The organism is Lysobacter soyae, from assembly GCF_019551435.1.
GTDB lineage: Bacteria > Pseudomonadota > Gammaproteobacteria > Xanthomonadales > Xanthomonadaceae > Solilutibacter > Solilutibacter soyae.
In genome coordinates, this window is the sequence record NZ_CP080544.1 from 1,824,413 (window position 1) to 1,846,654 (window position 22,242).

Annotated in this window: 22 protein-coding genes and 1 other RNA gene; 3 read left to right on the plus strand and 20 right to left on the minus strand. The window is 60.3% G+C overall.

Features of this window, described 5'->3' with window-relative positions; translation table 11 throughout:
- Positions 1-37: 37 nt before the first annotated feature.
- A complete protein-coding gene (locus H8L67_RS08795; RefSeq protein WP_220379458.1) occupies positions 38-427 on the plus strand; it encodes a DciA family protein in 390 nt (129 codons plus the stop codon).
- Positions 428-589: 162 nt separating this feature from the next.
- Here the strand turns inward: H8L67_RS08795 and lpxC are convergent, their stop codons facing one another.
- The 17 genes from lpxC to rsmI form a co-directional block, all read right to left on the minus strand.
- The gene (lpxC, locus tag H8L67_RS08800; RefSeq protein ID WP_220379459.1) at positions 590-1,510 is read right to left on the minus strand and encodes a UDP-3-O-acyl-N-acetylglucosamine deacetylase; all 921 of its coding nucleotides are present in this window, start codon (positions 1,508-1,510) and stop codon (positions 590-592) included.
- A gap of 141 nt (positions 1,511-1,651) precedes the next feature.
- A complete protein-coding gene (gene ftsZ / locus H8L67_RS08805) occupies positions 1,652-2,911 on the minus strand; it encodes a cell division protein FtsZ (protein WP_220379460.1) in 1,260 nt (419 codons plus the stop codon).
- A 96-nt stretch (positions 2,912-3,007) separates the two neighbouring features.
- Positions 3,008-4,276 (minus strand): cell division protein FtsA, encoded by a 1,269-nt coding sequence (gene ftsA, locus H8L67_RS08810; protein ID WP_220379461.1) that lies wholly within the window; start codon positions 4,274-4,276, stop codon positions 3,008-3,010.
- Positions 4,273-5,010, minus strand: coding sequence for a cell division protein FtsQ/DivIB (locus H8L67_RS08815; protein WP_220379462.1), 738 nt, complete (start codon positions 5,008-5,010; stop codon positions 4,273-4,275). The genes ftsA and H8L67_RS08815 overlap by 4 nt, the downstream gene beginning before the upstream one ends.
- A complete protein-coding gene (locus tag H8L67_RS08820) occupies positions 5,007-5,966 on the minus strand; it encodes a D-alanine--D-alanine ligase (RefSeq protein ID WP_220379463.1) in 960 nt (319 codons plus the stop codon). The genes H8L67_RS08815 and H8L67_RS08820 overlap by 4 nt, the downstream gene beginning before the upstream one ends.
- Entirely contained in the window at positions 5,963-7,423 is a 1,461-nt protein-coding gene (murC, locus tag H8L67_RS08825; RefSeq protein WP_220379464.1) for a UDP-N-acetylmuramate--L-alanine ligase, read from the minus strand. The genes H8L67_RS08820 and murC overlap by 4 nt, the downstream gene beginning before the upstream one ends.
- Positions 7,420-8,487: an undecaprenyldiphospho-muramoylpentapeptide beta-N-acetylglucosaminyltransferase gene (gene murG / locus H8L67_RS08830; RefSeq protein WP_220379465.1), complete on the minus strand. Its 1,068-nt coding sequence runs from the start codon at positions 8,485-8,487 to the stop codon at positions 7,420-7,422. Before murG ends, murC begins: the two co-directional genes overlap by 4 nt.
- Positions 8,484-9,848, minus strand: a complete 1,365-nt coding sequence (ftsW, locus tag H8L67_RS08835) for a putative lipid II flippase FtsW (protein ID WP_220380799.1) — start codon at positions 9,846-9,848, stop codon at positions 8,484-8,486. The genes murG and ftsW overlap by 4 nt, the downstream gene beginning before the upstream one ends.
- 11 nt (positions 9,849-9,859) lie before the next feature.
- On the minus strand, positions 9,860-10,948 hold the full coding sequence (gene mraY, locus H8L67_RS08840; protein WP_220379466.1) for a phospho-N-acetylmuramoyl-pentapeptide-transferase: 1,089 nt from the start codon (positions 10,946-10,948) through the stop codon (positions 9,860-9,862).
- Positions 10,938-12,317, minus strand: coding sequence for a UDP-N-acetylmuramoyl-tripeptide--D-alanyl-D-alanine ligase (locus tag H8L67_RS08845; protein ID WP_220379467.1), 1,380 nt, complete (start codon positions 12,315-12,317; stop codon positions 10,938-10,940). The genes mraY and H8L67_RS08845 overlap by 11 nt, the downstream gene beginning before the upstream one ends.
- The gene (locus tag H8L67_RS08850; RefSeq protein ID WP_220380800.1) at positions 12,314-13,816 is read right to left on the minus strand and encodes a UDP-N-acetylmuramoyl-L-alanyl-D-glutamate--2,6-diaminopimelate ligase; all 1,503 of its coding nucleotides are present in this window, start codon (positions 13,814-13,816) and stop codon (positions 12,314-12,316) included. Before H8L67_RS08850 ends, H8L67_RS08845 begins: the two co-directional genes overlap by 4 nt.
- 8 nt (positions 13,817-13,824) lie before the next feature.
- Positions 13,825-15,609, minus strand: coding sequence for a peptidoglycan D,D-transpeptidase FtsI family protein (locus tag H8L67_RS08855; RefSeq protein WP_220379468.1), 1,785 nt, complete (start codon positions 15,607-15,609; stop codon positions 13,825-13,827).
- A complete protein-coding gene (gene ftsL, locus H8L67_RS08860; RefSeq protein ID WP_434063398.1) occupies positions 15,606-15,872 on the minus strand; it encodes a cell division protein FtsL in 267 nt (88 codons plus the stop codon). Before ftsL ends, H8L67_RS08855 begins: the two co-directional genes overlap by 4 nt.
- A complete protein-coding gene (rsmH, locus tag H8L67_RS08865; protein ID WP_255555956.1) occupies positions 15,869-16,819 on the minus strand; it encodes a 16S rRNA (cytosine(1402)-N(4))-methyltransferase RsmH in 951 nt (316 codons plus the stop codon). Before rsmH ends, ftsL begins: the two co-directional genes overlap by 4 nt.
- 1 nt (position 16,820) lies before the next feature.
- Positions 16,821-17,261, minus strand: a complete 441-nt coding sequence (gene mraZ, locus H8L67_RS08870) for a division/cell wall cluster transcriptional repressor MraZ (protein ID WP_220379469.1) — start codon at positions 17,259-17,261, stop codon at positions 16,821-16,823.
- 305 nt (positions 17,262-17,566) lie between these two features.
- Positions 17,567-17,912: RNase P RNA component class A (gene rnpB / locus H8L67_RS08875), an RNA gene on the minus strand.
- Between the two features lie 14 nt (positions 17,913-17,926).
- Positions 17,927-18,763 (minus strand): 16S rRNA (cytidine(1402)-2'-O)-methyltransferase, encoded by an 837-nt coding sequence (gene rsmI, locus H8L67_RS08880; RefSeq protein WP_220379470.1) that lies wholly within the window; start codon positions 18,761-18,763, stop codon positions 17,927-17,929.
- Positions 18,764-18,821: 58 nt separating this feature from the next.
- On the opposite strand from rsmI, the gene H8L67_RS08885 reads away from it, so the two are divergent.
- Entirely contained in the window at positions 18,822-19,943 is a 1,122-nt protein-coding gene (locus H8L67_RS08885) for a penicillin-binding protein activator (RefSeq protein ID WP_220379471.1), read from the plus strand.
- Positions 19,915-20,322: a YraN family protein gene (locus H8L67_RS08890; protein WP_220379472.1), complete on the plus strand. Its 408-nt coding sequence runs from the start codon at positions 19,915-19,917 to the stop codon at positions 20,320-20,322. Before H8L67_RS08885 ends, H8L67_RS08890 begins: the two co-directional genes overlap by 29 nt.
- A 30-nt stretch (positions 20,323-20,352) precedes the next feature.
- Here H8L67_RS08890 and thiL read toward each other — a convergent pair whose 3' ends face one another.
- The 3 genes from thiL to ribH are packed head-to-tail and all read right to left on the minus strand — an operon-like array spanning position 20,353 to position 22,222.
- Positions 20,353-21,303: a thiamine-phosphate kinase gene (thiL, locus tag H8L67_RS08895; RefSeq protein ID WP_220379473.1), complete on the minus strand. Its 951-nt coding sequence runs from the start codon at positions 21,301-21,303 to the stop codon at positions 20,353-20,355.
- On the minus strand, positions 21,300-21,758 hold the full coding sequence (gene nusB / locus H8L67_RS08900) for a transcription antitermination factor NusB (protein ID WP_220379474.1): 459 nt from the start codon (positions 21,756-21,758) through the stop codon (positions 21,300-21,302). The genes thiL and nusB overlap by 4 nt, the downstream gene beginning before the upstream one ends.
- Positions 21,755-22,222, minus strand: a complete 468-nt coding sequence (ribH, locus tag H8L67_RS08905) for a 6,7-dimethyl-8-ribityllumazine synthase (RefSeq protein ID WP_220379475.1) — start codon at positions 22,220-22,222, stop codon at positions 21,755-21,757. The genes nusB and ribH overlap by 4 nt, the downstream gene beginning before the upstream one ends.
- Positions 22,223-22,242 lie beyond the last annotated feature (20 nt).

Genomic DNA, 22,242 nt, shown 5'->3' on the forward strand with positions numbered 1-22,242 from the left:
CCCTGCGCGTAAACCGCGGAACGTGGTGGACGTGGCCATGCAATCGGCGTTGGCGGATCCGCTTCGTCGTGCCGCATGGCTTGGCAAAGTGGGTCTGCAACTGTCGACGGCATTGCCCCGCGAGTTGGTCGCGCATGCGCGCTTTGCCAATATCGAAGGGCGGACCTTGGTGTATTTGGTGGATGGGCCGGTTTGGGCGAATCGCTTGCGGCTTTCGGCGGAGCCAATTATTGCTTCTGCCCGTTCCGTCGGGCTGGATGTTGCGGAGCTCAAGGTGCGGGTGGCACGCAATCCGTTTCCGGTACCCCCATCTGCCAGCGGCCGGGCGCAACCGCCCTTGCCTGCCAGCGAACGAACAGCGCTACGCACCATCCGTCACCTGTTGGCCGACGCACAGAAGCGAGGCCACGAATCCGATAACAGCTGACCGCGGTTACCGGAGCCGTGCCATGTTAGCGGCGGTTTCCGTACGGGGTGTTAAGGAAGGCTTAAAGTGTGAACGGGGTGTGAAGATGAATGCGGAGGAGAGGGGTGAAGCGCCTCATCCGCCCCTTCGGGGCACCTTCTCCACTTACGCGGAGAAGGAAAATCAAGCCACCACCAAGTTGGGGTAGATGCCCGCCACCGTCGCAGGCGCCTGGTTGGCGTCCTCAAACGTCACAATCTCCCAAGCACTGACATCGGCCAGCACCGCGCGGACCAGACGATTGTTCAAGGCATGGCCGGATTTGAAGCCGGTGTAGGCGCCCAACACTTGATGGCCGGTGAGGTAGAGATCGCCCACGGCATCGAGAATCTTGTGGCGGACGAATTCGTCCTGGTAACGCAGGCCGTCGTCATTGAGCACGCGGAATTCGTCCAGCACGATGGCGTTGTCCATCGAGCCGCCGAGGCCGAGGTTGCGCTCGCGCATGTATTCGAGGTCGCGCATGAAACCGAAGGTGCGCGCACGGCTCACTTCCTGGACGTAGGCGTTGCTCGAGAACTCGACCTCCGCGCGCGACAGCGACTGCGGTATGGCCGGATGATTGAAAACGACGGTGAAATCGAGCTTGAAGCCGTCGTAAGGTTCGAAGGCGGCGCGCTTGTCGCCCTCCGTCACTTCCACGGTCTTCTTGATTCGGATGAATTTCTTGGCTGCGTTCTGCTCGACGATGCCGGCGGATTGCAGCAGGAAAACGAACGGGCTCGAGGAGCCGTCCATGATCGGCACTTCCGGCGCCGACAGTTCGACAAAGACGTTGTCGATGCCCAGGCCCGCGAGTGCAGACAACAAATGTTCGACCGTCATCACACGGGCATCGCCCTTGATGAGACCCGTACAAAGGGTGGTTTCGCCGACCAGCTCGCCGCTGGCGGGGATCTCAACAACCGGGTTCATATCCACACGACGAAACACCACGCCGGTATCCACCGGTGCGGGACGCAATGTGAGATAGACCTTTTCGCCGCCATGCAAACCGACGCCGGTGGCGCGGATGACATTCTTGAGCGTGCGTTGTTGAATCATCGACGGGAATCGACCCTTGGGGGGCAGAAAGCTTAACACCAAAGCTTAAATCTGAACCCGTGAAGCTGAATGTGAGGAAAGTGCCAAAACCGGCCGCCAGCCGTGAGGCCGGCGGCCAAAAGAGAGGACAACTTTTCTAAATCAATCTGCTTGGCGGCGCAGGAAAGCCGGGATGTTCAGGTAGTCGTTGGGGAGGTCGGCGATCGCCGGCGCTGCCGCTTCCGTGGTGCCCGTGCCGCGCTCACGCAGGCTGCGCGAGATGCTTTGGGTCGGGTTGTACGGATCGGCGACATCGTCGATGGCCGTGGTCACGAATTGGCCGGTGGTACCGTCGCGCTTGGCTTCGGTTTGGCGAACCAGTTCGATTTTCGGCGCGCGCACGCGGCTGCTTTCACGTTCCATGCCATGGCCCTGCGACGGACGCACCGAACGGGCGGCAGCCGGGTTGAGGCCGGTGGCCACGACGGTGACGCGGACTTCGTCTTGCATGTCCGGATCCAACGAGGTGCCGATGATGACGGTGGCATCTTCCGATGCATAGTTTTCGATCGTGGCACCGATTTCGCTGAATTCGGAAATGGTGAAATCCGGGCCTGCGGTGATGTTGACCAGGATGCCGTTGGCGCCCGACAGGTTGACGTCGTCGAGCAGCGGGTTTTGGATCGCGGCTTCCGCGGCGGCTTGGGCGCGGTCGTCGCCCTTGGCGATACCGGTACCCATCATGGCCAGACCCATTTCGCTCATCACGGTGCGGACGTCGGCGAAGTCGACGTTGATGACACCCGGACGGACGATCAGATCGGCGATGCCTTGAACCGCACCTTGCAGCACGTCGTTGGCGGCGCGGAACGCTTGCACCATGGTGGCCGAGCGGCCGAGCACGGTGATCAGCTTTTCATTCGGAATGGTGATGAGCGAATCGACTTGTTGGGCCAGTTCTTCGATGCCCTTTTGCGCGGTTTGCATACGGCGCGGGCCTTCAAACGGGAACGGCTTGGTCACGACAGCGACGGTCAGGATGCCCATTTCTTTGGCCAATTGCGCTACCACCGGTGCCGCGCCGGTACCGGTGCCACCGCCCATGCCGGCGGTGATGAAGACCATGTCGGCGCCTTGCAACGCGTCCATGATGCGTTCGCGATCTTCCAATGCTGCTTGGCGGCCGACTTCCGGGTTGGCACCTGCGCCAAGACCCTTGGTGACGTTGCTGCCAAGTTGGAGATGCGTTTTGGCACCGATTTTTTTGATGGCTTGCGCGTCGGTGTTTGCCACCACGAATTCCACGCCTTCCACTTGATTGGCAACCATGTGCGCGACGGCATTGCCACCGCCACCACCGACGCCAACCACCTTGATCACCGCATTCGGTGCAAGCTTTTCAACCAGTTCGAAGTGTCCCATTGTTGTGTCCTCTCGTTTTTAGTTTTGTTTATTGGTTTTTTTAAGTTGGGATGTTGCGTTGCCGTCCTGCCCTGCCCACCGCTTTGTTGCTGAAACTCAAAACTCGCCGCGATACCAATTCTTGAATCGCGAAATCATTTGCCCGAGACCGCCCGCGCCGTTGCCGACCGGCAAGATAGAACGTGTGCGACGCGGCGTGTCGGCCATCGTGCCGAGCAACAACAGACCCACGCCGGTGGCGTGTTCGGGGTTGCCCACCACTTCGCCGAGGCCGGCGACTTTTTGCGGAATGCCGATACGCACCGGCATTTGCAACATTTCTTCGGCCAACTCGACCACGCCTTCCATGCGCACGGCGCCACCGGTCAACACCATGCCGGCGCGCACTTGCGGTTCGAGACCGGCGCGGCGCAGTTCGGCCTGCACCATTTCGAAAATTTCTTCGTAACGACCCTGCACCGCCTGGGCCAAGGCATGACGCGGCATCCGACGCGGCGGACGATCACCGACGCTCGGCACTTGGATCGATTCTTCCGCGGTGGCGAGCTGTGCCAGGGCGCAGGCATAGCGCACCTTGATTTGCTCGGCTTCCGGGGTCGGCGTGCGCAGCATGTGCGCGATGTCGTTGGTGACGTGGTCGCCTGCCACCGGAATCGAGGCGGTATGCGCGATGGCACCGTTGATGAAGACGGCGAGATCGGTGGTGCCGGCGCCGATGTCCACCAGGGCGACACCGAGTTCGCGTTCGTCATCAGTGAGGACAGCGGTCGCCGAGGCCAGCGATGACAAGGCGAGGTCATCCACTTTCAAACCACCGCGTTGGATGCACTTGGTGATGTTGGCTGCGGCCGACTCAGCGCACACCACCAAGTGCGCATGCACTTCGAGACGAACGCCGCTCATGCCGACCGGATTGCGGATACCTTCTTGCGAATCGTCAAGCACGTATTCTTGCGGAATCGCGTGCAGGATGCGTTGATCGGACGGAATGGCGACGGCCTTCGCGGCTTCGAGCACGGCGTCGAGGTCGTCATAGGTGACTTCCGAATCACGCAACGGCACGATGCCCTTCGAATTGCGGCATTGAATGTGGTTGCCGGTGATCGACGCATGCACGCTGCGGATTTCGCAGCCGGCCATGAGTTCGGCTTCCTCAAGCGCGCGTTGAATGGAATGCACCGTGGATTCGATATCCACCACGACGCCGCGCTTCAGGCCGCGCGATTCATGCGTACCGATGCCGATCACGTCGATGGGATTGTGCACACCGACGTCACCGGGTGTGAATTCACCCACCAATGCCGTGATCTTGGACGTACCGATGTCCAAACCAACGATGAGGGATTTGTCGCCTTTGCGGGTCATGCCGGATCCTGTGTTTTTTCTGTGGGCTTGACCTGCGATCCCCAACGCAGGGCAAAGCCGTTTGTATAGCGGAGGTCCGCGCGCTCGAGCACACGGTTGGGTTGTTCGGCGGCGAGCTTGGGCAAAATGCCGGCGAAGCGTGCGATGCGTGATTCGGCGTCGTGACGGCCGACCACCACCTGCACACCGTTTTGCAAGGTCAACGACCAGCTGCCGCGTGCATCGGCGTTCAATGCACGTACGCGATTGCCGGTGGCCGCGAAGAGATCTTGTGATTTGGCGTACAACGCGAGCGCGGCGCCGACGTAACGCGGATCGCCATCCAACTGCGGCATGCCCTTCGGCAAAGCAATGCCCTTGGAGCGCGGATAAAGCGTGCCGCGTGTCGAGACCAATTGGTCCTTGCCCCAGAAGGCGAAGGGATTGTTCTCGGTGATCTGGACTTCAATCACATCCGGCCAGCGCTTGCGCACTTCCACCTTGTCGATCCACGGCAATCGCGCGACATCTTGCTGCGTTTCGGGCACACGGATGGCGAAGAACCCTTTCTTGGCATGGGGTGCCAAAGCGCGCTGCAACTCGAGCGCATGTTCGCGCGTGACCTGACCTTCCACGCGCAGCGTGCGCAGCGGAAAACGTGAGCTGCCGACGACACCGCTCAAGACGAGCAGCAGCGGCATTGCGATCAAGGCGATCGCAATCAGTCCCACGGTCAGGCGCGCCGGTGCGTTCAAGCAGCGACCTCCTCAGGCAGCGTCATCTCAAGGATGCGCCAGCAAAGATTCTCGAAGCTGATGCCGATCTGTTGCGCGGCCTTCGGCACCAACGAGTGGCTGGTCATGCCGGGCGCGGTGTTTACTTCCAACAAGTAGAGCTTGTTGTCGGCGCGGTTGCGCATCACATCGACCCGGCCCCAACCGGTGCAACCGGCGGCCTTGAAGGCCTTCAAAGCCAGCGCGCGAATGGCCGCTTCGTCTTCGCCTTCCAGACCCGGGCAAAGGTATTGCGTGTCGTCAGCGATGTATTTCGCGTGGTAGTCATACCACTCGCCTTTGGGCACGATGCGGATGGACGGCAAGGCGATGTCGCCCAGAATCCCAACAGTCAGCTCGTCGCCCACAACGAGTTGCTCCATGAGCATTTCACCGTCGTACTCTTGGGCGACGCGCACGGCGTCGTCCAAGTCCTTGTCTTCCAACACGCGGGAGACGCCGACGCTCGAACCTTCGCAAGAAGGCTTGACGAACACCGGCAATTGCAAGGACTTCGCGGCTTCACGCACATCGTCACCGCGATTGAGGCGCACATAGCGCGGCGTGGACAGGCCTTCGGCAATCCACACTTGTTTGGTGCGGATCTTGTCCATGGTCAGTGCGGAACCCAACACGCCGGGGCCGGTGTAAGGCACTCCCAGTGCATCGAGCAGGCCTTGCAAGACACCGTCTTCGCCGCCGCCGTGATTGCCGTGCAGAATGTTGAAGACGCGATCGACCTTGCCGGTTTGGATCGCTTGCACCAACGCCGGAATGCCATCCACCGCGAAGGCGTTCACGCCTTTTGACGTGAGCGCCTCAAGGACGTTCGCGCCGGAATTCAATGACACTTCGCGTTCCGACGAAGTACCACCCATCAGCACGGCGACATTGCCGAAGTCCGAGGGGTTTTGCGTGCGCTGTGCCGGCACGTTCATGCGTTGCTGTCTCCTTCGTTTGCCGCGAGGCCATCGCGTGCAATGTTTTGTGCGGCGGCGCCGATGTCACCGGCGCCCATCATCAGAACCAGATCGCCGTCCTGCAGCACATCCGCCAAGGCGGCGCGCAAATCGGCGGCACGCTCGACGACCACCGGTTCGACGCGACCACGCGTACGGATGGCACGGGCGAGCGATTTGCTGTCGGCGCCGGCAATCGGTGCCTCACCGGCCGGATAGACTTCGGTCAGCAACAGCGCATCGACTTCCGAGAGCACCATGGCGAAATCGTCGAACTGGTCGCGCGTTCGGCTGTAGCGGTGGGGTTGGAAAGCGACGACCAAGCGACGCTCCGGCCAGCCGCCACGCGCCGCTTGGAACACCGCTTGCAATTCCTTCGGGTGATGGCCGTAGTCGTCCACCAACGTGGCTTCGCCGCCGTTGGCCAGCTGCAGGGTCCCCAGCTCGTTGAAGCGACGGCCGATGCCTTTGAATTTTTCCAAGGCCGCGGCGATCTTCTGTGGTTGGACGCCCAACTGCCAAGCGACCGCAGACGCAGCCAACGCGTTTTGCACGTTGTGGCGACCCGGCAAAGCCAACTTCACCGCTGTGCAGGTGCCATCAGGCAAGCACAGGTCGAAATGCATCGCCCCACCGACTTGGCTGACGCTGTCGGCACGCACATCGGCATCTTCATGGAAACCGTAGGTCACCACGTGACGCAGGGTTTTCTCGGCGAGCGCAGCCACGTTGTCATCGTCGATGCAAAGCACGGCCAAGCCGTAGAACGGCAGACGATGCAGAAATTCTTCGAAAGCGGAACGCACGTTGGCGAAATCGCCACCGTAGTTTTCCAAGTGATCGGCATCGATGTTGGTGATGACGGCAATCAACGGATTGAGGCGCAAGAAGCTGCCATCGCTTTCGTCCGCTTCCGCCACCAACCAATGGCTGTCGCCCAACTTGGCATTCGAGCCCGCGGCCAGCAATTTGCCACCGATGACGAAGGTCGGATCCAAGCCGCCTTCATAAAGCACGCTGGCGGTCAGTGAGGTGGTGGTGGTCTTGCCATGCGTGCCGGCGATCGCGATGCCACGACGGAAACGCATCAGCTCGGCCAACATTTCCGCGCGCGGCACGACCGGGATGCGTTGTGCACGCGCTTCCATCAACTCGGGATTGTCTTTGCGAATCGCCGAAGACACCACGATGCAATCCGCGCCCAAGACATTGGCCGCAGCGTGACCCTTGAAAATTTCGGCGCCGGCCTGTTGCAAACGCAAGGTCGCGGCATTTTCGGATTGGTCCGAGCCCGACACTTGATAGCCTAGCGTGCACAAGACTTCGGCAATGCCGCTCATGCCGACGCCGCCGATGCCGACGAAGTGCACGCGACGGAATTGCTTGGAAAGATCCCCCGCATTTTGCAGGCGGCGCTGATGAATGGTCGAAGTCATGCGGCGGCCTCCAGTGCAAGATCCGCGACACGATTGGCGGCATCGGGTTTCGCGAGCGTGCGTGCGCACAAGGACATGGCCAAGCGGCGTCGCTCGTCATTGCCGAGATCGCGCAAAACACCGGTCAGGTTTTCGGCAAGGCTGTCACCTTGTGCCAGCAACACGGCGGCACCGTGATCCACCAGGTAACGGGCATTGCGCGTTTGATGATCATCCACAGCTTGCGGGAACGGCACCAGGACGCTGGCCACACCGGCGGCACACACTTCCGCCAAGGTGAGTGCACCGGCGCGGCACACCAACAAATCCGCCCAAGCATAGGCTTGCGCCATGTCGGTGATGAACGGCTCGACGCTGGCCTCAACGCCGGCAGCGGCATAGGCCGCACGCGCTTCGTCGGCTTGGCGTTCGCCGCATTGATGCCGCACTTCCACAGTCAATCCGCTCTTGGCGATGGCCACCGGCACCGCGTCGTTTAAAGCGCGGGCGCCTTGACTGCCGCCCAACACGAGCAAACGCAGGGTGTGTTGACCGCGATTCAAACGCGTGGCGGGCGATTCGATATTGGCGATCACGTCGCGCACCGGATTGCCGACCACGGTTTCTTCTTCGAACGTATCCGGAAATCCGGTCATCACGACTTTTGCAAATTTTGCCAAGGTCTTGTTGGTCATGCCGGCCGCACGATTTTGTTCATGCACCAACAACGGAATGCCCAACCAACGTGCCGCGATGCCACCCGGACCGGCAGCGTAACCGCCGAAGCTGATGACCGCACGCGGGCGATGACGCGCCAGAATTTGGCGGGCGCCGATAATCGCGCGCAACAGTTTGAACGGCATGGTGGCCAACGCGGCGAGCCCTTTGCCACGCACGCCCTTCACCGGAATAGTGTCGATGGCAATGTCGTTTTGCGGCACGAGACGGGTTTCCATGGCATCACGCGCGCCCATCCAGCGCACGTCCACACCACGGGCACGCAACACCTGCGCCACAGCGAGACCGGGGAAAATGTGCCCACCGGTTCCGCCTGCCAGAATCATGACCGGGCCCTGCTTGCTCATCGTCGGCTCTCCGACTGCATCACCGGTTCAACACGACGCGCACCACCGACGGCGGCGTCCTTTTCCGTCCGGCGCAGCAGGCTGGCGACGCGATCGGCGACATTGCTGAGCGGCGGCAACACATCACGCAACTGCAGACGTTCCGCGTCTGCGACCGCCGGCATCGGCGCTTCATCACGGCTGTTGTCACCGCGCAACACATGACGTTGACGCATGGCTTTGTTGAGCTCGAAAGACACGCGCAGCAGCAAACCCATGGCGATGCAACCGATCGTCAAGCTGGAACCACCGTAGGAAATCAACGGCAAGGTCAGACCCTTGGTCGGAAGCAAGCCGACATTGACGCCCATTGAGACGAAGCTTTGGATCGCGATCCACAAACCGATGCCGAAGGCACAGAAGCCGGAGAAGTAGCGACCCATTTCAACGCACTTCAAGCCAACCCAGAACGCGCGGCCGACCAAAAGGCCGTAAACCAGCATCAAACAGCAGACGCCGACGAATCCGAGCTCTTCTGAAATCACCGACATGATGAAGTCGGTGTGTGCTTCCGGCAGGTAACTGAGTTTTTGCACGGAGCCGCCCAAACCCACGCCCCAGAATTCACCGCGGCCGATGGCCATCAGCGCGTTGGTCAGCTGATAGCCGGACCCTTGCGGATCGCTCCACGGATCCATGTAGGAGGTCAGGCGGCGCACGCGATACGGTTCAATGATGATCATCAGCGCCGCAGCCGGCAGCAAAATCAACAAGGGCAGGATCAAGCGCTTCAATTGCACGCCGCCCATCACCAACATGCCGGCGGTGAGCGCGAGCAGCAATGCCGTCGAGCCGAAATCCTTTTGCACCGACAGCAGAATCGCACCAAGGAACAAAGCCACGCCCAATGCCTTCAACATGGCCGCCCAAGTGCCGCCGACCTCATCGCGGAAGCGCACCAGATAGCTGGAGAGCCAAACGATCATCAACAGTTTCGCGGCTTCCACCGGTTGGAAGCGCGCGGGACCGTAGCCGATCCAGCGGCGCGCACCTTTGACGGTGATACCGAGCCCCGGCACCAACACCAACAACAGCAGTACCGCAGCGACGATCGGGAACCAATGGCTGTAACGTTCGATGTCTTTGAGCTCGGTGCGCATGACAAGGTAAGCGGCAGCGAGACCCGCGACTAAAAACACCACGTGTTTGATGAGAAAGGCGAAAGGACCACCGCCGTTATCCACCGCTTCGGGGAATGACGCCGAGCCCACCATGACCGTGCCGAAGGCCAGCAGTGAGGTGATGCAGAGCAACAGCCAGGTGTCGTAGTGCCCACCGATGGCATCCACGCGCGTGGCCTGATGCGAAAACGGACGGTTCATCACTGCGGCCATCAGCGCACCTTCAGGGTCGCGAGACCGATCAAGACCAGCACCACCGAGATGATCCAGAAACGCACGATCACGCGCGGCTCCGGCCAACCTTTCAATTCGAAATGGTGATGGATCGGTGCCATACGGAAGACGCGCTTGCCGGTCAGCTTGAACGAGGCGACTTGGATCATCACCGACAGGGTTTCGATCACGAAAATGCCGCCCATGATCACCAGCACCAATTCCTGACGCACGATCACGGCGACGGTGCCGAGCACTGCACCCAAAGCCAAGGCGCCGATGTCGCCCATGAACACCATCGCGGGATAGGTGTTGAACCACAGGAAGCCAAGGCCGGCACCGGCAATCGCGGTGCAGACGATGAGCAATTCACCAGCGCCCGGCACTTGCGGAATTTGCAGGTACTTGGAGAACTCGGCATGGCCCGAGGCATAAGCAAACACACCCAGGCCACAAGCAACTAATACTGACGGCATGATCGCGAGGCCATCGAGGCCATCGGTGAGATTCACCGCGTTGGAGAAGCCCACCACCCAAAAATAGGCAATGGCGACAAAGCCAATGCCCGCGAGCGGCAAAGCCACCGACTTGAACAAAGGCACATAGAAGGTGGTCGCCGCCGGCACACTGGCGAACTTCCACAAGTAAATGCCGATCGCCAGACCGAACAGGGATTGCAGCAAATATTTCCAACGCGACTTCATCCCGTTGGGATCGCGCTTGACGATCTTGATCCAATCGTCCCACCAGCCGATCGCGCCGTAGGCAACCATCGCAAACAACACAATCCAGACGTATTTGTTGCGCAGATCACCCCACAACAACACGGTGGCCAAGATGGTGAGCAGGATCAACACACCGCCCATGGTCGGCGTGCCCGCCTTTGAGAAATGCGATTGCGGGCCGTCGGTGCGGATCGGTTGGCCGCCGCTTTTCAGACTGGCCAAATAGCGAATGACGACCGGACCCCACCACAGCGACAACGCGAGTGAGGTGAGCGCGGCGAGGATCGCGCGGAAGGTCAGGTAATTGAACAGGCCGAAGTGGCGCTGCATCGATTCAAGATAGCGAAACAATTCAAGCAGCATGATCTTCCCCCTCCAGCAATGCGTTGACGATGCGATCCATCGCACTGCTCCGTGAGCCTTTGACCAAAATCCGTACCGGCGACGTCAGGTCGGCGACCAGTTGTGCAGCCAAGGCGGCATGGCTTTCAAATCTGTAGGCGCCTTCGCCGAACGCGGCAGCGGCTGCTGCGCTCAACTCGCCCAAGGTGTAAAGACGTTGGATTCCCGCCGCTTTGGCGCGACGGCCGCTTTCCGCATGCAGGGCTACGGCATCGTCGCCGAGTTCGCGCATGTCACCCAGCACCAGCCAACGCTCGCCTTTCGCGGCCGCCAGAGTGTCTATCGCGGCGGCGAGCGAACCCGGGTTGGCGTTGTAGCTGTCGTCGATCAGGACAGAACCGTTCGACAAGCGATGCGGCAACAAGCGACCTTTCACTTGTTCAGCGTTTTCCAGCCCCGCGACGATTTGCGCGAAAGGCACATCCAATGCCATTGCCATCGACGCCGCAGCCAATGCATTGGCAACATTGTGTCGACCCGGCATTTTCAACACGACCCCGGCGTTGCCGATTGGCATATGCAAGTCGAATTGCGATTGGTCGGCGTCGCAGCGGATACTTGTGGCGATCACATCCGCGCTGGCGTCGAGCGCGAAGCGCAGCACACGGCGACCTTGGGCTCGCTCAGCAAAATAGCCCGCAAACGCGTCATCGGCGTTGATGACGGCGGTACCGTTGATTTTCAGCGCGTCGTAGATGGCGGCCTTGGTATCGGCGACGCCCAGCAAACTGCCCATGCGCTCCAAGTGTGCGGGTGCGATGTTGTTGACGAGCGCCACATCAGGCGCTGCCACACGTGTCAGGTAGGCAATGTCACCCGGTTTGCCCGCGCCCATTTCATAGACGGCGATGGCAGCCTCTTCGGGTGCCGCAAGGACTGACAACGGCAGGCCGATTTCGTTATTGAGGTTGCCGGGATTGGCGTAGGCACCACCGGCTTCATTCAAGATCGACAGCAGCAGCGTTTTCACACTGGTTTTGCCGTTGCTGCCGGTCAGGGCCGCAACGCGCGTGGCACGCGCGGCTTGCATCGCGCCAGCCCAGGCGGCGAGCGCCAATTCCGTGTTGGCCACAACGATTTGCGGTACGGCGAGATCGGCGAACTGACGCGATACCAACACCGCGACAGCGCCCGCTTCCACTGCGCGCGCCAAGTGGTCATGGCCGTCGAAGTTTTCACCCTTCAAGGCAATAAACAGAATGCGGCCGTCTTGCGTGGCGAGCGTGCGGGTATCGATGGAGACAGCATCAATCGACGCATTGGCGTCATCGGTTTGGAACAACCGACCGCCACTCATGCGTGCGATATCTGCCAATTGGAGTGACTTCATTGCGCGCCCCCCAATTGCACATTGCCGTCCGGGAACGGATAGCTCAGGACCGCCCGCGCCACTTCGGTGTCATCAAAGTGATGGCGTTCGCCGTTGACTTCTTGATAGTCCTCATGCCCCTTCCCGGCAATGAGCACCACGTCGCCGGCACGCGCAGTTTGGATGGCTGTCTTGATGGCATGCGCGCGATCGCGAATGACTTCGACATTGGCGGGTGATTGCATGCCTTCGAGAATCTGGGCAACGATGACATCGCCGTCTTCAGTGCGCGGATTGTCATCGGTCACGATGGCGACATCCGCCAATCGTTCGGCAATCGCGCCCATCTGCGGCCGCTTGCCGGTATCGCGGTCGCCACCGCAGCCGAAGACACAAATGAGTTGGGTGTCGGTGTGGATGCGCAAGGTTTTCAATGCTTGTTCGAGGGCGTCCGGGGTGTGTGCGTAGTCGATCACCACCAGCGGCTGATCGCCGCCGCCCAATTTGTTCATGCGTCCGTGGATGGGACGCAGTGCGCCCAATGCACCGGCGATGTCTTTGCCACCATGGTTTTGCGCGCGCAGCACGCCGGCAACGGCGAGCAGGTTGTCGACGTTGAAACGACCGAGCAAGGACGAATGCACCGCGTGCATCTCGTTAGCGATATACAAATCGAAATGGATGCCGTCGGTGTTGAAGCGCAGGTTTTTGGCGCGAACGTCTGCTTCCGACGCACCTTCGGCGCTGGTGCGGATAACTTGCACGTTCGGCGCAAGATCCGCCACCAGCGTCGCGCCGAACGCATCGTCCACGTTGATCACGGCATGCGACAGTGTCGGCCATTGGAACAGGCGACGTTTTGCCGCGCCGTATTCTTCCATGCTGCCGTGGTAATCGAGATGGTCACGTGTCAGATTGCTGAAAACGGCAATATCGAATGCGATGCCATCCACACGACCTTGATCGAGAGCATGGGAACTGACTTCCATCACCAAGGCGCTTGCGCCCTGCGCGCGCATGTCGGCAATCAATGCATGGGTTTCCAACACCAACGGCGTGGTGAACCCGGTGGCGACTTCTTTGCCGTGCAGGCCGGCACCCAACGTGCCGATGGTGCCCACGGTTTCGCCAAGCCGGCTCCAGGCTTGTGCAATGAGTTGCGTAGTCGAGGTTTTGCCGTTGGTGCCGGTCACACCCACGATTTCCATCGATTCGGTGACGTCGCCATAAAGGCGATTGGCGAGAACGGCCAAATGCGTGCTGAGCCCTTTGACTTCAATCGCATCCGCCGGAATGTCGATGCCTTCCGCGACCGGACCCTCATAAACGATGGCGACGGCACCGTTGGCGCGCGCGGCGTCGGCAAAACGCAGGCCGTGTTGGCTGCCTTCGCCACGCGGCGGCAGGATGGCAACGAAAACGTCACCTTGCCGGATCAAGCGGCTGTCTTGTTTCAATCCGCGCACCGACACGTCATTGGAGACCGAAGCAAAGCCTTCAAGCAGTGTGGACAAGGACATGGCTGCGCTCATGGCGTCACCACCTTGGCAGCGGCTGCAGGTGCCTTGGTCTTGCTGTTGGCGGCGAGCCAGCTTTGCAAATCATCCGGCGGGACATCGTCCAAGCGCAGCGCGCCTTCAATCACGTTGCGGAACACCGGGGCGGAAACCGTGCCGCCGTAGTAACCCTTCTTCGACGCGTCGGGACTGTTCAGCACCACCACCATGGAAAAGCGCGGATTGTCGACCGGCGCCACACCAGCAAAAAAGGCGAAATAGCGACGTGAATAACCGCCACCGCTGGCAATGCGAGCCGTACCGGTTTTACCGGCAACGTGATAGCCGAGAATCGATGCCTGCGTGGCGGTGCCGCCCGGCTCCGTCACGGTTTGCATCATCTTCATGACTTCGTGCGCGACTTTTGGCGAGAGCACTTCCTTGCCTTCGTCGCTACCGCCCTTGAGGAAGGTCGGGGTATGTGCGGTGCCGTTGTTGGCCAAGGTGGCATAGGCGCGCGCCACTTGCAGTGGCGTCACCGACAAGCTGTAGCCGTAGGACATCGTTTGCTTTTGCGTTCCGTCCCAACGCGAAGGATCGGCGAGAATGCCCGCACCTTCGCCCGGGAAACCGCTATTGGTGCGCTGGCCGTAGCCCATCTTGCGAATGAAGTCGTAGAACTGGCGATCGCTCAGTCGACGCACCACCAACGACATGCCGACGTTCGAGCTCTTGGTGATGAGCCCGGTGGTCGTCAGCGTGCCGTAATTATGCGTATCTTTCGTTTGGTAACGGCCGTTGGCGATCCAACCCGGCGACGTGTTCCACAAGGTGTTCGGCGTGATCTTGCCCGCTTCCAAGGCAGCCGCAACCGTCAACGGCTTGATGGTGGAGCCGGGCTCGAACAAGTCGGTCACCGCGCGATTGCGATGGGCGTCTTGCTTGCTGCCGCTGACGGCATTCGGATTGAACGACGGCACATTGGCCATGGCCAGCACTTCGCCGGTGCGGATATCCAACACGACGGCGGTGCCACTGATGGCGCCGCTTTCTTCCACCGCCTTGTTCAGTTCGCGATAGGTCAGGTACTGGATACGACGATCGATGCTGAGCGCCAAATCCTTTCCGGGCTCCGCTGCTTTCAACAGATCGACACTTTCCACCGCGCGACCGCGACGATCACGCAAGACGCGTTGCTTGCCCGGCTTACCACTCAACCATTCGTCAAAGGCCAACTCCATGCCTTCCTGACCGTGGTCGTCAATATTGGTAAAACCGAGCACGTGGGCAATTGCTTCACCTTGCGGGTAGAAGCGCTTGAACTCGCGCTGCCCGTAAACACCGGGAATACGCAAGGCCAGCACTTTCTGCGCGGCAGCCGGATTAATCCGACGACGCAGCCAGAGGAATTCTTTCTTCGACTTTTCGGAGATCATGCGCGCCATCTCCGCGCGCGGATATTGCAAGGCATCGGCCAGGCGGTCGATCTCACGCGGATTGTTGGCAATGTCTTGCGGATTGACCCACAACGACATCACCGGCGTGGACACGGCTAGAGGCTCGCCATGGCGATCGGTGATCATGCCGCGATTGGTCGGAATCTCCACATCGCGCTGATACCGCTCGTTGCCTTCTTTGCGATAGAAATCGGAGTGGATGATTTGGCGATCGACCGCGAAAGCAAGCAATGCAAACGAGGACAAGCCGAGCAAACCGCCGACAATCATCAAGCGCTTGCGCACGTCATAGCGCGAGCGCGCCACGCGCGGTGCGCCGTTGCCACGGTTGTTGTTGCCGCGGTTGGAACGAAAGTTCATGGACGCACCGCCACGGTGTCTTGCGGCGTCGGATTGATCATCCCGAGATGCTCGCGCGCCGCGCGATCAATCAACGTCGGCTCAGCCATCGTGGCCTGTTCGAGTTGCAGCTGACTGAATTGAAGATCCAATTCATCGCGCGCTTTTTCCAGTTTGCGCAGTTCCGCGAACAGTTGGCGGTGGCGAAAACGGTCATAGGCCACCGACAAACCGGTTGCCACATTGGCGACCAACAGCACGGCAAAAATGAACCAGCGCATCATGCCGCCACCTCCATCGTGCGCTCGGCCACGCGCAACACAGCACTGCGTGCGCGCGGATTCATCGACACTTCTTCCGCGCCTGCTTTTGCCGCCTTGCCGATTTCACGCAGCGTGAGCGGCGCCGCTTTGATTTCGGGCATACGGCGGTTGCCGGCCGGGGCCTTGGCATGCTGCGCGATGAATTGCTTGACGATGCGATCTTCGAGGGAATGGAAGCTGATCACGGCAAGGCGCCCTTCCGGACGCAGACGCGCGTGGGCGGCATTCAAGCCGAGCTTCAAGTCTTCGAGCTCGCGATTGATGAAGATGCGAATGGCTTGAAAGCTGCGCGTGGCCGGATGAATACCGTCACGACCGCGCGGCATGACCTGCGCGATCAGGCTCGCCAATTCGGCGGTACGCACAATCGGCGCGATCGCACGCTTTTCCACAATCGCGCGTGCAATGCGGCGGCTTTGGCGCTCTTCACCGTACAGAAAGAGCACATCGGCGATGTCTTTTTCAGATGCTTCAGCGATCCATTCCGCGGCACTCGGGCTGCGCGTGGTATCCATGCGCATGTCGAGCGGACCGTCCTTGCTGAAGCTGAAGCCGCGCTCAGCCACATCCAACTGCGGCGAGGACACGCCCAAATCGAACAAGATGCCATCCAGACCTTCGGCGGTGGCGTCCCACTCGGCCAGATCTGCGAAGCTACCTTGATAGATCGCGACACGCGCGTCGCCGGCGAAGTTTTTTTGCGCTTCGGCAATTGCCGTCGGATCCTTGTCCATCAGCAGCAAGCGACCGTTGGCACCCAATTTCGACAACACACCGCGCGCGTGACCTCCGCGTCCGAACGTGCCATCCAAATAGGTACCGTCTTCTTTCACCCGCAGTGCCTCGATCACTTCTGCAAACATCACTGGCAGGTGTTCGGCGCGCGTATTCGCGTCTACCGCTGCCACGTTAAATCCTCAGCTCCAGCATTTCGGGCGTGATGTCGTCGCCCACCGTTTGTTCGATTTGCGCTTGATGCGCTTTTTCCGTCCAGAGTTCGAAGCGATCATCCATGCCGAGCAAGATGGTTTTTTTCTCGATACCGAGGGTCAAACGCATGCTTTGCGGGATGCTGATGCGGCCGCTACCATCCACGTCGACAACGGCGGCCGAACCGATCAACTTGCGTTGCAGCTGACGATGCTTGTTCGAGGAATTGGGCAGCTTGGCGACTTGCTCGCGAACCTTTTCATAGACCGCGACCGGGTAGATGAACAGCGAGCCGTTTTCGTAGGGGTTGTAGGTGAAGACCAAACGGTTGCCCTGCTCGGCCACGGCATCGCGATAGACCGCCGGAATGGCCAGCCTGCCCTTGTCGTCTACCGTGATGGAGGTCTCACCTTGGAACATGGTCTGGAGGTTCTACGACTCGAAGGGCGAATGGGTCTTTCCACTGGAAACCACAGAATCCCACGGCTTCCCACTGACGCCCACCTTAGCAGTTGACCAAAAGATGTCAACAAGCGTTTTTTCGTCGAATCATCAATCCAGTCAATGACTTGCGAACGACTTTAGAAAGTTGTTCAAGGTTTATCCACAAGCATTTGTTTTGTCTCAAATATTGAGATTGGCCATTTTCGATATAGCCCTGTTCAGGTTCAAGAGGGTCGAAAATCGGCGCTTGCCATTTATGTTGCGACGCAACATACAGGAGAGTGCGGAGCCGGCCGATAAGCCGGGTTCTGTCGTGGACAATCATTCGTCTAGGCTTTGTGTCACCACAAAACTCAAGCAACCTACCCGGAGACACTGCGGGCCGCAGCATAGCCTCCCTATTTGGTCTTGCTCCCGATGGGGTTTGCCGTACCGGCCGGTTGCCCGGCTCGCGGTGCGCTCTTACCGCACCATTTCACCCTTACCGTTCTGCCGAAACAGACTTAGGCGGTATCTTTCTGTTGCACTTTCCGTCGGCTTTCACCGCCCAGGCGTTACCTGGCATCGCGCCCTATGGAGCCCGGACTTTCCTCGACGCTTGCGCGCCGCGATTGCCTGGCCGACTCCGCGCCGGCATTGTCTCACGCTTCCGCGCTGCCGCCATACAGGGCTTTTCGCGGTGCACCGCTCAATTCAGCGGCGATCTTGGCGGCAACCGACGGTTTGAGATGGGCTGTGAGTGCCTTATAGATGCGCATGCCCTCGTGCAATTTCGAATCCGCCGCGGCGGGGGCACCCGACACCAAGACCACGAATTCGCCTTTTTGTTGGTTGCTGTCCGCCTTGACGCGGGCGAGCACTTGTTCGATTGATCCGTCGAGCACGGTTTCGAACAGTTTGGTGAGTTCACGTGCAATCACGATATGCCGCTCGGCGCCGAATGCCGCCAATGCATCTTCCAAGTGATCGACGATGCGGTGCGAAGACTCATAAAAAATGAGGGTGCGGGGCTCGACCGCGAGTTGTTGCATGCGTTCTCTGCGCGCCGAAGCCTTGTTCGACAGGAACCCTTCGAAGACGAACTTATCGCTGGGCAAGCCTGCCACGCTCAGCGCCGCGATCAATGCCGATGCACCCGGAACCGGCGTGACTTTGATGCCCGCCTCGCGCGTTGCGCGTACCAGTCGAAAACCCGGATCACTGACCAACGGCGTGCCCGCATCCGACACCAAGGCCACCGATGCGCCGGATTGCATGCGCTCGATGATGAGCGCCGATGCCGCTTCTTCATTGTGGTCGTGCAAGGCGAAGAGCGGTTTGTCTATGCCGAAATGCGCGAGCAAGGGACGGGTGTGACGTGTGTCTTCGGCGCAAATCAGATCCACCGAGCGCAGTACGGACAGCGCCCGCTCGCTGATATCGCCCAAATTGCCGATCGGTGTGGCCACCACATGGAGGACACCATTTTCAGACTTCATCACCGGGATTCACATGCGGGGAAAGGTAGAATCCTAACCTTGACCGATGGAGGACCGCATGCGCCCCGTGACCTTGAAGTTGAGCGCCGTGATCGCCGCCACCATGCTATTGGGTGCGTGTGCCGGCACCCGTACCGTGAATATCGCTCCGAAAGCGGCGGATGTCGTTCGCAACACCACCTTGTACGACATGAGCAAGCGCGCGCCCGCGGACCGTGACGGCTACCAACCGCCGAACAAATTGGCAGTGCTTCTGCCCTTGTCGGGCAGCGCCGCCACCGCCGCCAAACCGGTGCGTGACGGATTCCTCGCCGCTTACTACAACGAAAAACGCGCCCGCCCGCCGGTGAAGTTTTACGACACCGCGCAAGGGGTGTCCGCCGCCTATGCCAAAGCCGTCGCGGATGGTTCCGACTATGTGGTCGGTCCGTTGTTGAAGGACGAGGTGTCTTCGCTGTTTGCCAAGCCCGATGCCGAATTGACGGTGCCGGTGTTGGCACTCAATCGCGCGCAAGCAGCGACACCCGCAGGCAGCCTGAGCTTTGCATTGACGCCGGAAGATGAAGCCATCGCCGTTGCCAATGCCATGCGCACCGCCAACTTGAAGCATGTGTTGGTGTTCACCTCTTCCGACGCGACGCAACGACGTGCGGCCAACGCATTTTCCGCGCAATACAAGCTGCAAAATGCGCACGCCAGCGCACCGGTTTTGGTGAACCCGAAATCCGATACCTTGCAAGCGGATCTTGCCGCCGCGATTGCCGCCGAGACGCAAGCCGGCGGAAAAATTGACGGCGTGTTTTTCTCCGCACGCGGTGACGTGGTCCGCGCGGTGATTCCGCTGCTGGCAGGCACGGCCGTGGCCACTGCGCCGCGTATGGCGACCTCGCAAATCCAACTGGGCAACGCCGGCGCGACCAACATGGCGCTGCTGGACGGCATTCAATTCCCGCTCGATTACGACGTGGAAAGCCAAGGTGCAGGCAAGGCCGCGTCGCGCCTGCGCGACTTCGGCAGTGACGCTTGGTTGATCACCGCTTTCCTCGGACGCATCGCGTCCGGCGAGTTCCGCTTGAATGGCGCTACCGGCAAACTCGGCTTGAACAACACCGGTTTGATCGTGCGCGATCCGGAATGGTCGGTGTACCGCAATGGCGTACCGGTTTCCACCGGGCGCTGAACGTAACGACCGTCGTGCCCAAGGCGCGCAGATCGAAAGGTCTGCGCGTTTTTTCTTGTGTGGGAAAGGACTGACACCATTCAAGGAGAATGCCCACGCGCGCGTCGGCGAAATCGATCTTGTGATGTTCGACGGCGAGGCACTGGTGTTTGTCGAAGTGCGCTATCGCGCTCGCGACACCCATGGCGGCGCACTGGCGTCCGTCGATTGGCATAAGCAACGCAAGCTCATCCGCGCCGCTGAGATGTTCCTCTTGCGCCACCCGCGGCTCGCGCAGCGTCCTTGTCGTTTTGATGTGGTCTGCGTGAAGGGCGATATGGATTCACTGGATTTTCTCCACGTCCGTGATGCGTTTCGCGTGGATGATGTGTATCGCTAGTTGTCGGGTGTCGACTGGCGGAGCGCGCAATCAAAAATGCGCGTGGCCGCGTTTTTCCAAAGCGGACAGGCGTCCTGCTTGCGTCAGATGCACGCCCTGTCCTGAGGTGAAGCTCCCGATCCGCGTCAATCGCAGATCCAGTTTTTCGGCCAAATCGACGAGCAGGTTGCGGTAACCCGGAGCCGCGCTGAAGCAGAGTTCGTAATCGTCACCAGAGGATTGCAGCTGAAGGCGCGCTTCGCGAGGAGCCAGAGCATCGAAGGCATCCGATACCGGGAGCCAATCACCCGCCACTTCCGCGGCGAGTCCGCTCGCGGCACACACATGCCCCAAGTCTTGCAGCACGCCGTCGCTGACATCGATACAGGAGGATGCAAATCCGCGTAGTGCGCTGCCAAGCGCCACTCTGGGTGTCGGTCGGTCCAACGCATCCATCAGTTCAGCCGGCACGGATTCACCCGCCAGCATTCGACGAAGTGCGAGTGCCGCGTCGCCCAAAGTGCCGCTCACCCAAATGTCATCACCGACTTTCGCGCCCGAACGTGTCAGCGCCAGTTCTCTGGGCACGAAGCCACAGGCCGTCACGGAAATGGAGAGCGGTCCGCGTGTCGTGTCTCCGCCGACCAAGACCACATCGTGTGCCGCCGCCAGTTCGAAGAACCCATTGGTGAATCGCTCGAGCCAACGGGTGTCGGATTCGGGCAGACATAGATTGAGCAGGCACCACGACGGGCATGCACCCATCGCGGCAAGATCGGAGAGGTTGACCGCGAGGGATTTCCATCCGATGGCTTCGGGATCTGTCCCGACCGGGAAGTGGACACCTTCATTCAGGGTGTCACTGCACATCACCAATGCATGATCGGCGGGGGCCTGAAGCATGGCCGCATCATCACCGATGCCCAACAGCACGTCGGGGCGAACCACACTTTGTTGTGTGCGAATGAATTCGATCAAATCGAACTCACCCGCGGACTTCATTTGTGTTTGCCCGCTTGGGTTTCCACCGCACGCCATTCGAGCGCGGCTTGGTCGAGCACCCCGTTGACGAAGGTGTGGCCGTGCTCGGCGCCGAAGCGTTTGGCGGTTTCAATCGCTTCATTGATCACGACGCGATAGGGAACGTCAATGCGATGACGCAATTCGTAGGTGGCGATACGCAGCACAGCGCGTTCGACGCCATCGACTTGGTCCACATCACGATCGAGATACTTGTTGAGCGCGGTATCGAGTGTGGCTTGGTGTTCGATTACGCCGCGCACCAGATCTTCGAAATAGATCAGATCGGCTTGTTCTCGTGCTTGCTCGTGAGCGAATTGCGCAATGACAGAACGTGCCTCCCCACCCGACATTTGCCATGCGTAAACGGCTTGCATCGCACGCCGGCGCGCACGCGTACGGAGAACGGGATCAACGCCATGGGGGGTACGACTCATTGGAAACGCTCCAGCAAATTGGCCATTTCAAGCACCACAAACGCAGCTTCTTCACCCTTGTTGCCATGGGATCCGCCGGCGCGTGCTTCGGCGTCTTCAAACTGTTCGACCGCGAGGACACCGTTGGCCACCGGCACGCCCGTGTCGATTTGTACCTGCATAAGGCCGTTGGATGCACCGTCGGCCACTTGTTCGTAATGACGCGTGTCGCCGCGAATGACGCAGCCCAAGGCGACGATGCCCGAATGCGCGCCCGCTTTTGCGAGCGTGGCGCACACGACCGGAAGCTCCCATGCGCCGGGCACGCGAATCACGTCGATCATGGCTTCGGACACGCCATTGCCGGTCAATGCGGAACGCGCGCCTTCAATCAGGGTTTCGGTGATCTTCGAATTCCAGCGGCTGGCAACGATTGCAAACCGGGCATCCGGGTGGGCGCGCAGCTCGCCTTCAAAAATCGGCATGGGGTGCTCCTTGGTGGGCT

Excerpts from the sequence above, each read along its gene's own strand:
- H8L67_RS08795 (WP_220379458.1), top strand. The coding sequence starts at position 38 with ATGCAATCGGCGTTGGCGGATCCGCTTCGTCGTGCCGCATGGCTTGGC.
- lpxC (WP_220379459.1), bottom strand. The coding sequence starts at position 1,510 with ATGATTCAACAACGCACGCTCAAGAATGTCATCCGCGCCACCGGCGTC.
- ftsZ (WP_220379460.1), bottom strand. The coding sequence starts at position 2,911 with ATGGGACACTTCGAACTGGTTGAAAAGCTTGCACCGAATGCGGTGATC.
- ftsA (WP_220379461.1), bottom strand. The coding sequence starts at position 4,276 with ATGACCCGCAAAGGCGACAAATCCCTCATCGTTGGTTTGGACATCGGT.
- H8L67_RS08820 (WP_220379463.1), bottom strand. The coding sequence starts at position 5,966 with ATGAACGTGCCGGCACAGCGCACGCAAAACCCCTCGGACTTCGGCAAT.
- murC (WP_220379464.1), bottom strand. The coding sequence starts at position 7,423 with ATGACTTCGACCATTCATCAGCGCCGCCTGCAAAATGCGGGGGATCTT.
- murG (WP_220379465.1), bottom strand. The coding sequence starts at position 8,487 with ATGAGCAAGCAGGGCCCGGTCATGATTCTGGCAGGCGGAACCGGTGGG.
- ftsW (WP_220380799.1), bottom strand. The coding sequence starts at position 9,848 with ATGAACCGTCCGTTTTCGCATCAGGCCACGCGCGTGGATGCCATCGGT.
- mraY (WP_220379466.1), bottom strand. The coding sequence starts at position 10,948 with ATGCTGCTTGAATTGTTTCGCTATCTTGAATCGATGCAGCGCCACTTC.
- H8L67_RS08845 (WP_220379467.1), bottom strand. The coding sequence starts at position 12,317 with ATGAAGTCACTCCAATTGGCAGATATCGCACGCATGAGTGGCGGTCGG.
- H8L67_RS08850 (WP_220380800.1), bottom strand. The coding sequence starts at position 13,816 with ATGTCCTTGTCCACACTGCTTGAAGGCTTTGCTTCGGTCTCCAATGAC.
- H8L67_RS08855 (WP_220379468.1), bottom strand. The coding sequence starts at position 15,609 with ATGAACTTTCGTTCCAACCGCGGCAACAACAACCGTGGCAACGGCGCA.
- ftsL (WP_434063398.1), bottom strand. The coding sequence starts at position 15,872 with ATGATGCGCTGGTTCATTTTTGCCGTGCTGTTGGTCGCCAATGTGGCA.
- mraZ (WP_220379469.1), bottom strand. The coding sequence starts at position 17,261 with ATGTTCCAAGGTGAGACCTCCATCACGGTAGACGACAAGGGCAGGCTG.
- rsmI (WP_220379470.1), bottom strand. The coding sequence starts at position 18,763 with ATGAAGTCTGAAAATGGTGTCCTCCATGTGGTGGCCACACCGATCGGC.
- H8L67_RS08885 (WP_220379471.1), top strand. The coding sequence starts at position 18,822 with ATGCGCCCCGTGACCTTGAAGTTGAGCGCCGTGATCGCCGCCACCATG.
- H8L67_RS08890 (WP_220379472.1), top strand. The coding sequence starts at position 19,915 with ATGGCGTACCGGTTTCCACCGGGCGCTGAACGTAACGACCGTCGTGCC.
- thiL (WP_220379473.1), bottom strand. The coding sequence starts at position 21,303 with ATGAAGTCCGCGGGTGAGTTCGATTTGATCGAATTCATTCGCACACAA.
- nusB (WP_220379474.1), bottom strand. The coding sequence starts at position 21,758 with ATGAGTCGTACCCCCCATGGCGTTGATCCCGTTCTCCGTACGCGTGCG.
- ribH (WP_220379475.1), bottom strand. The coding sequence starts at position 22,222 with ATGCCGATTTTTGAAGGCGAGCTGCGCGCCCACCCGGATGCCCGGTTT.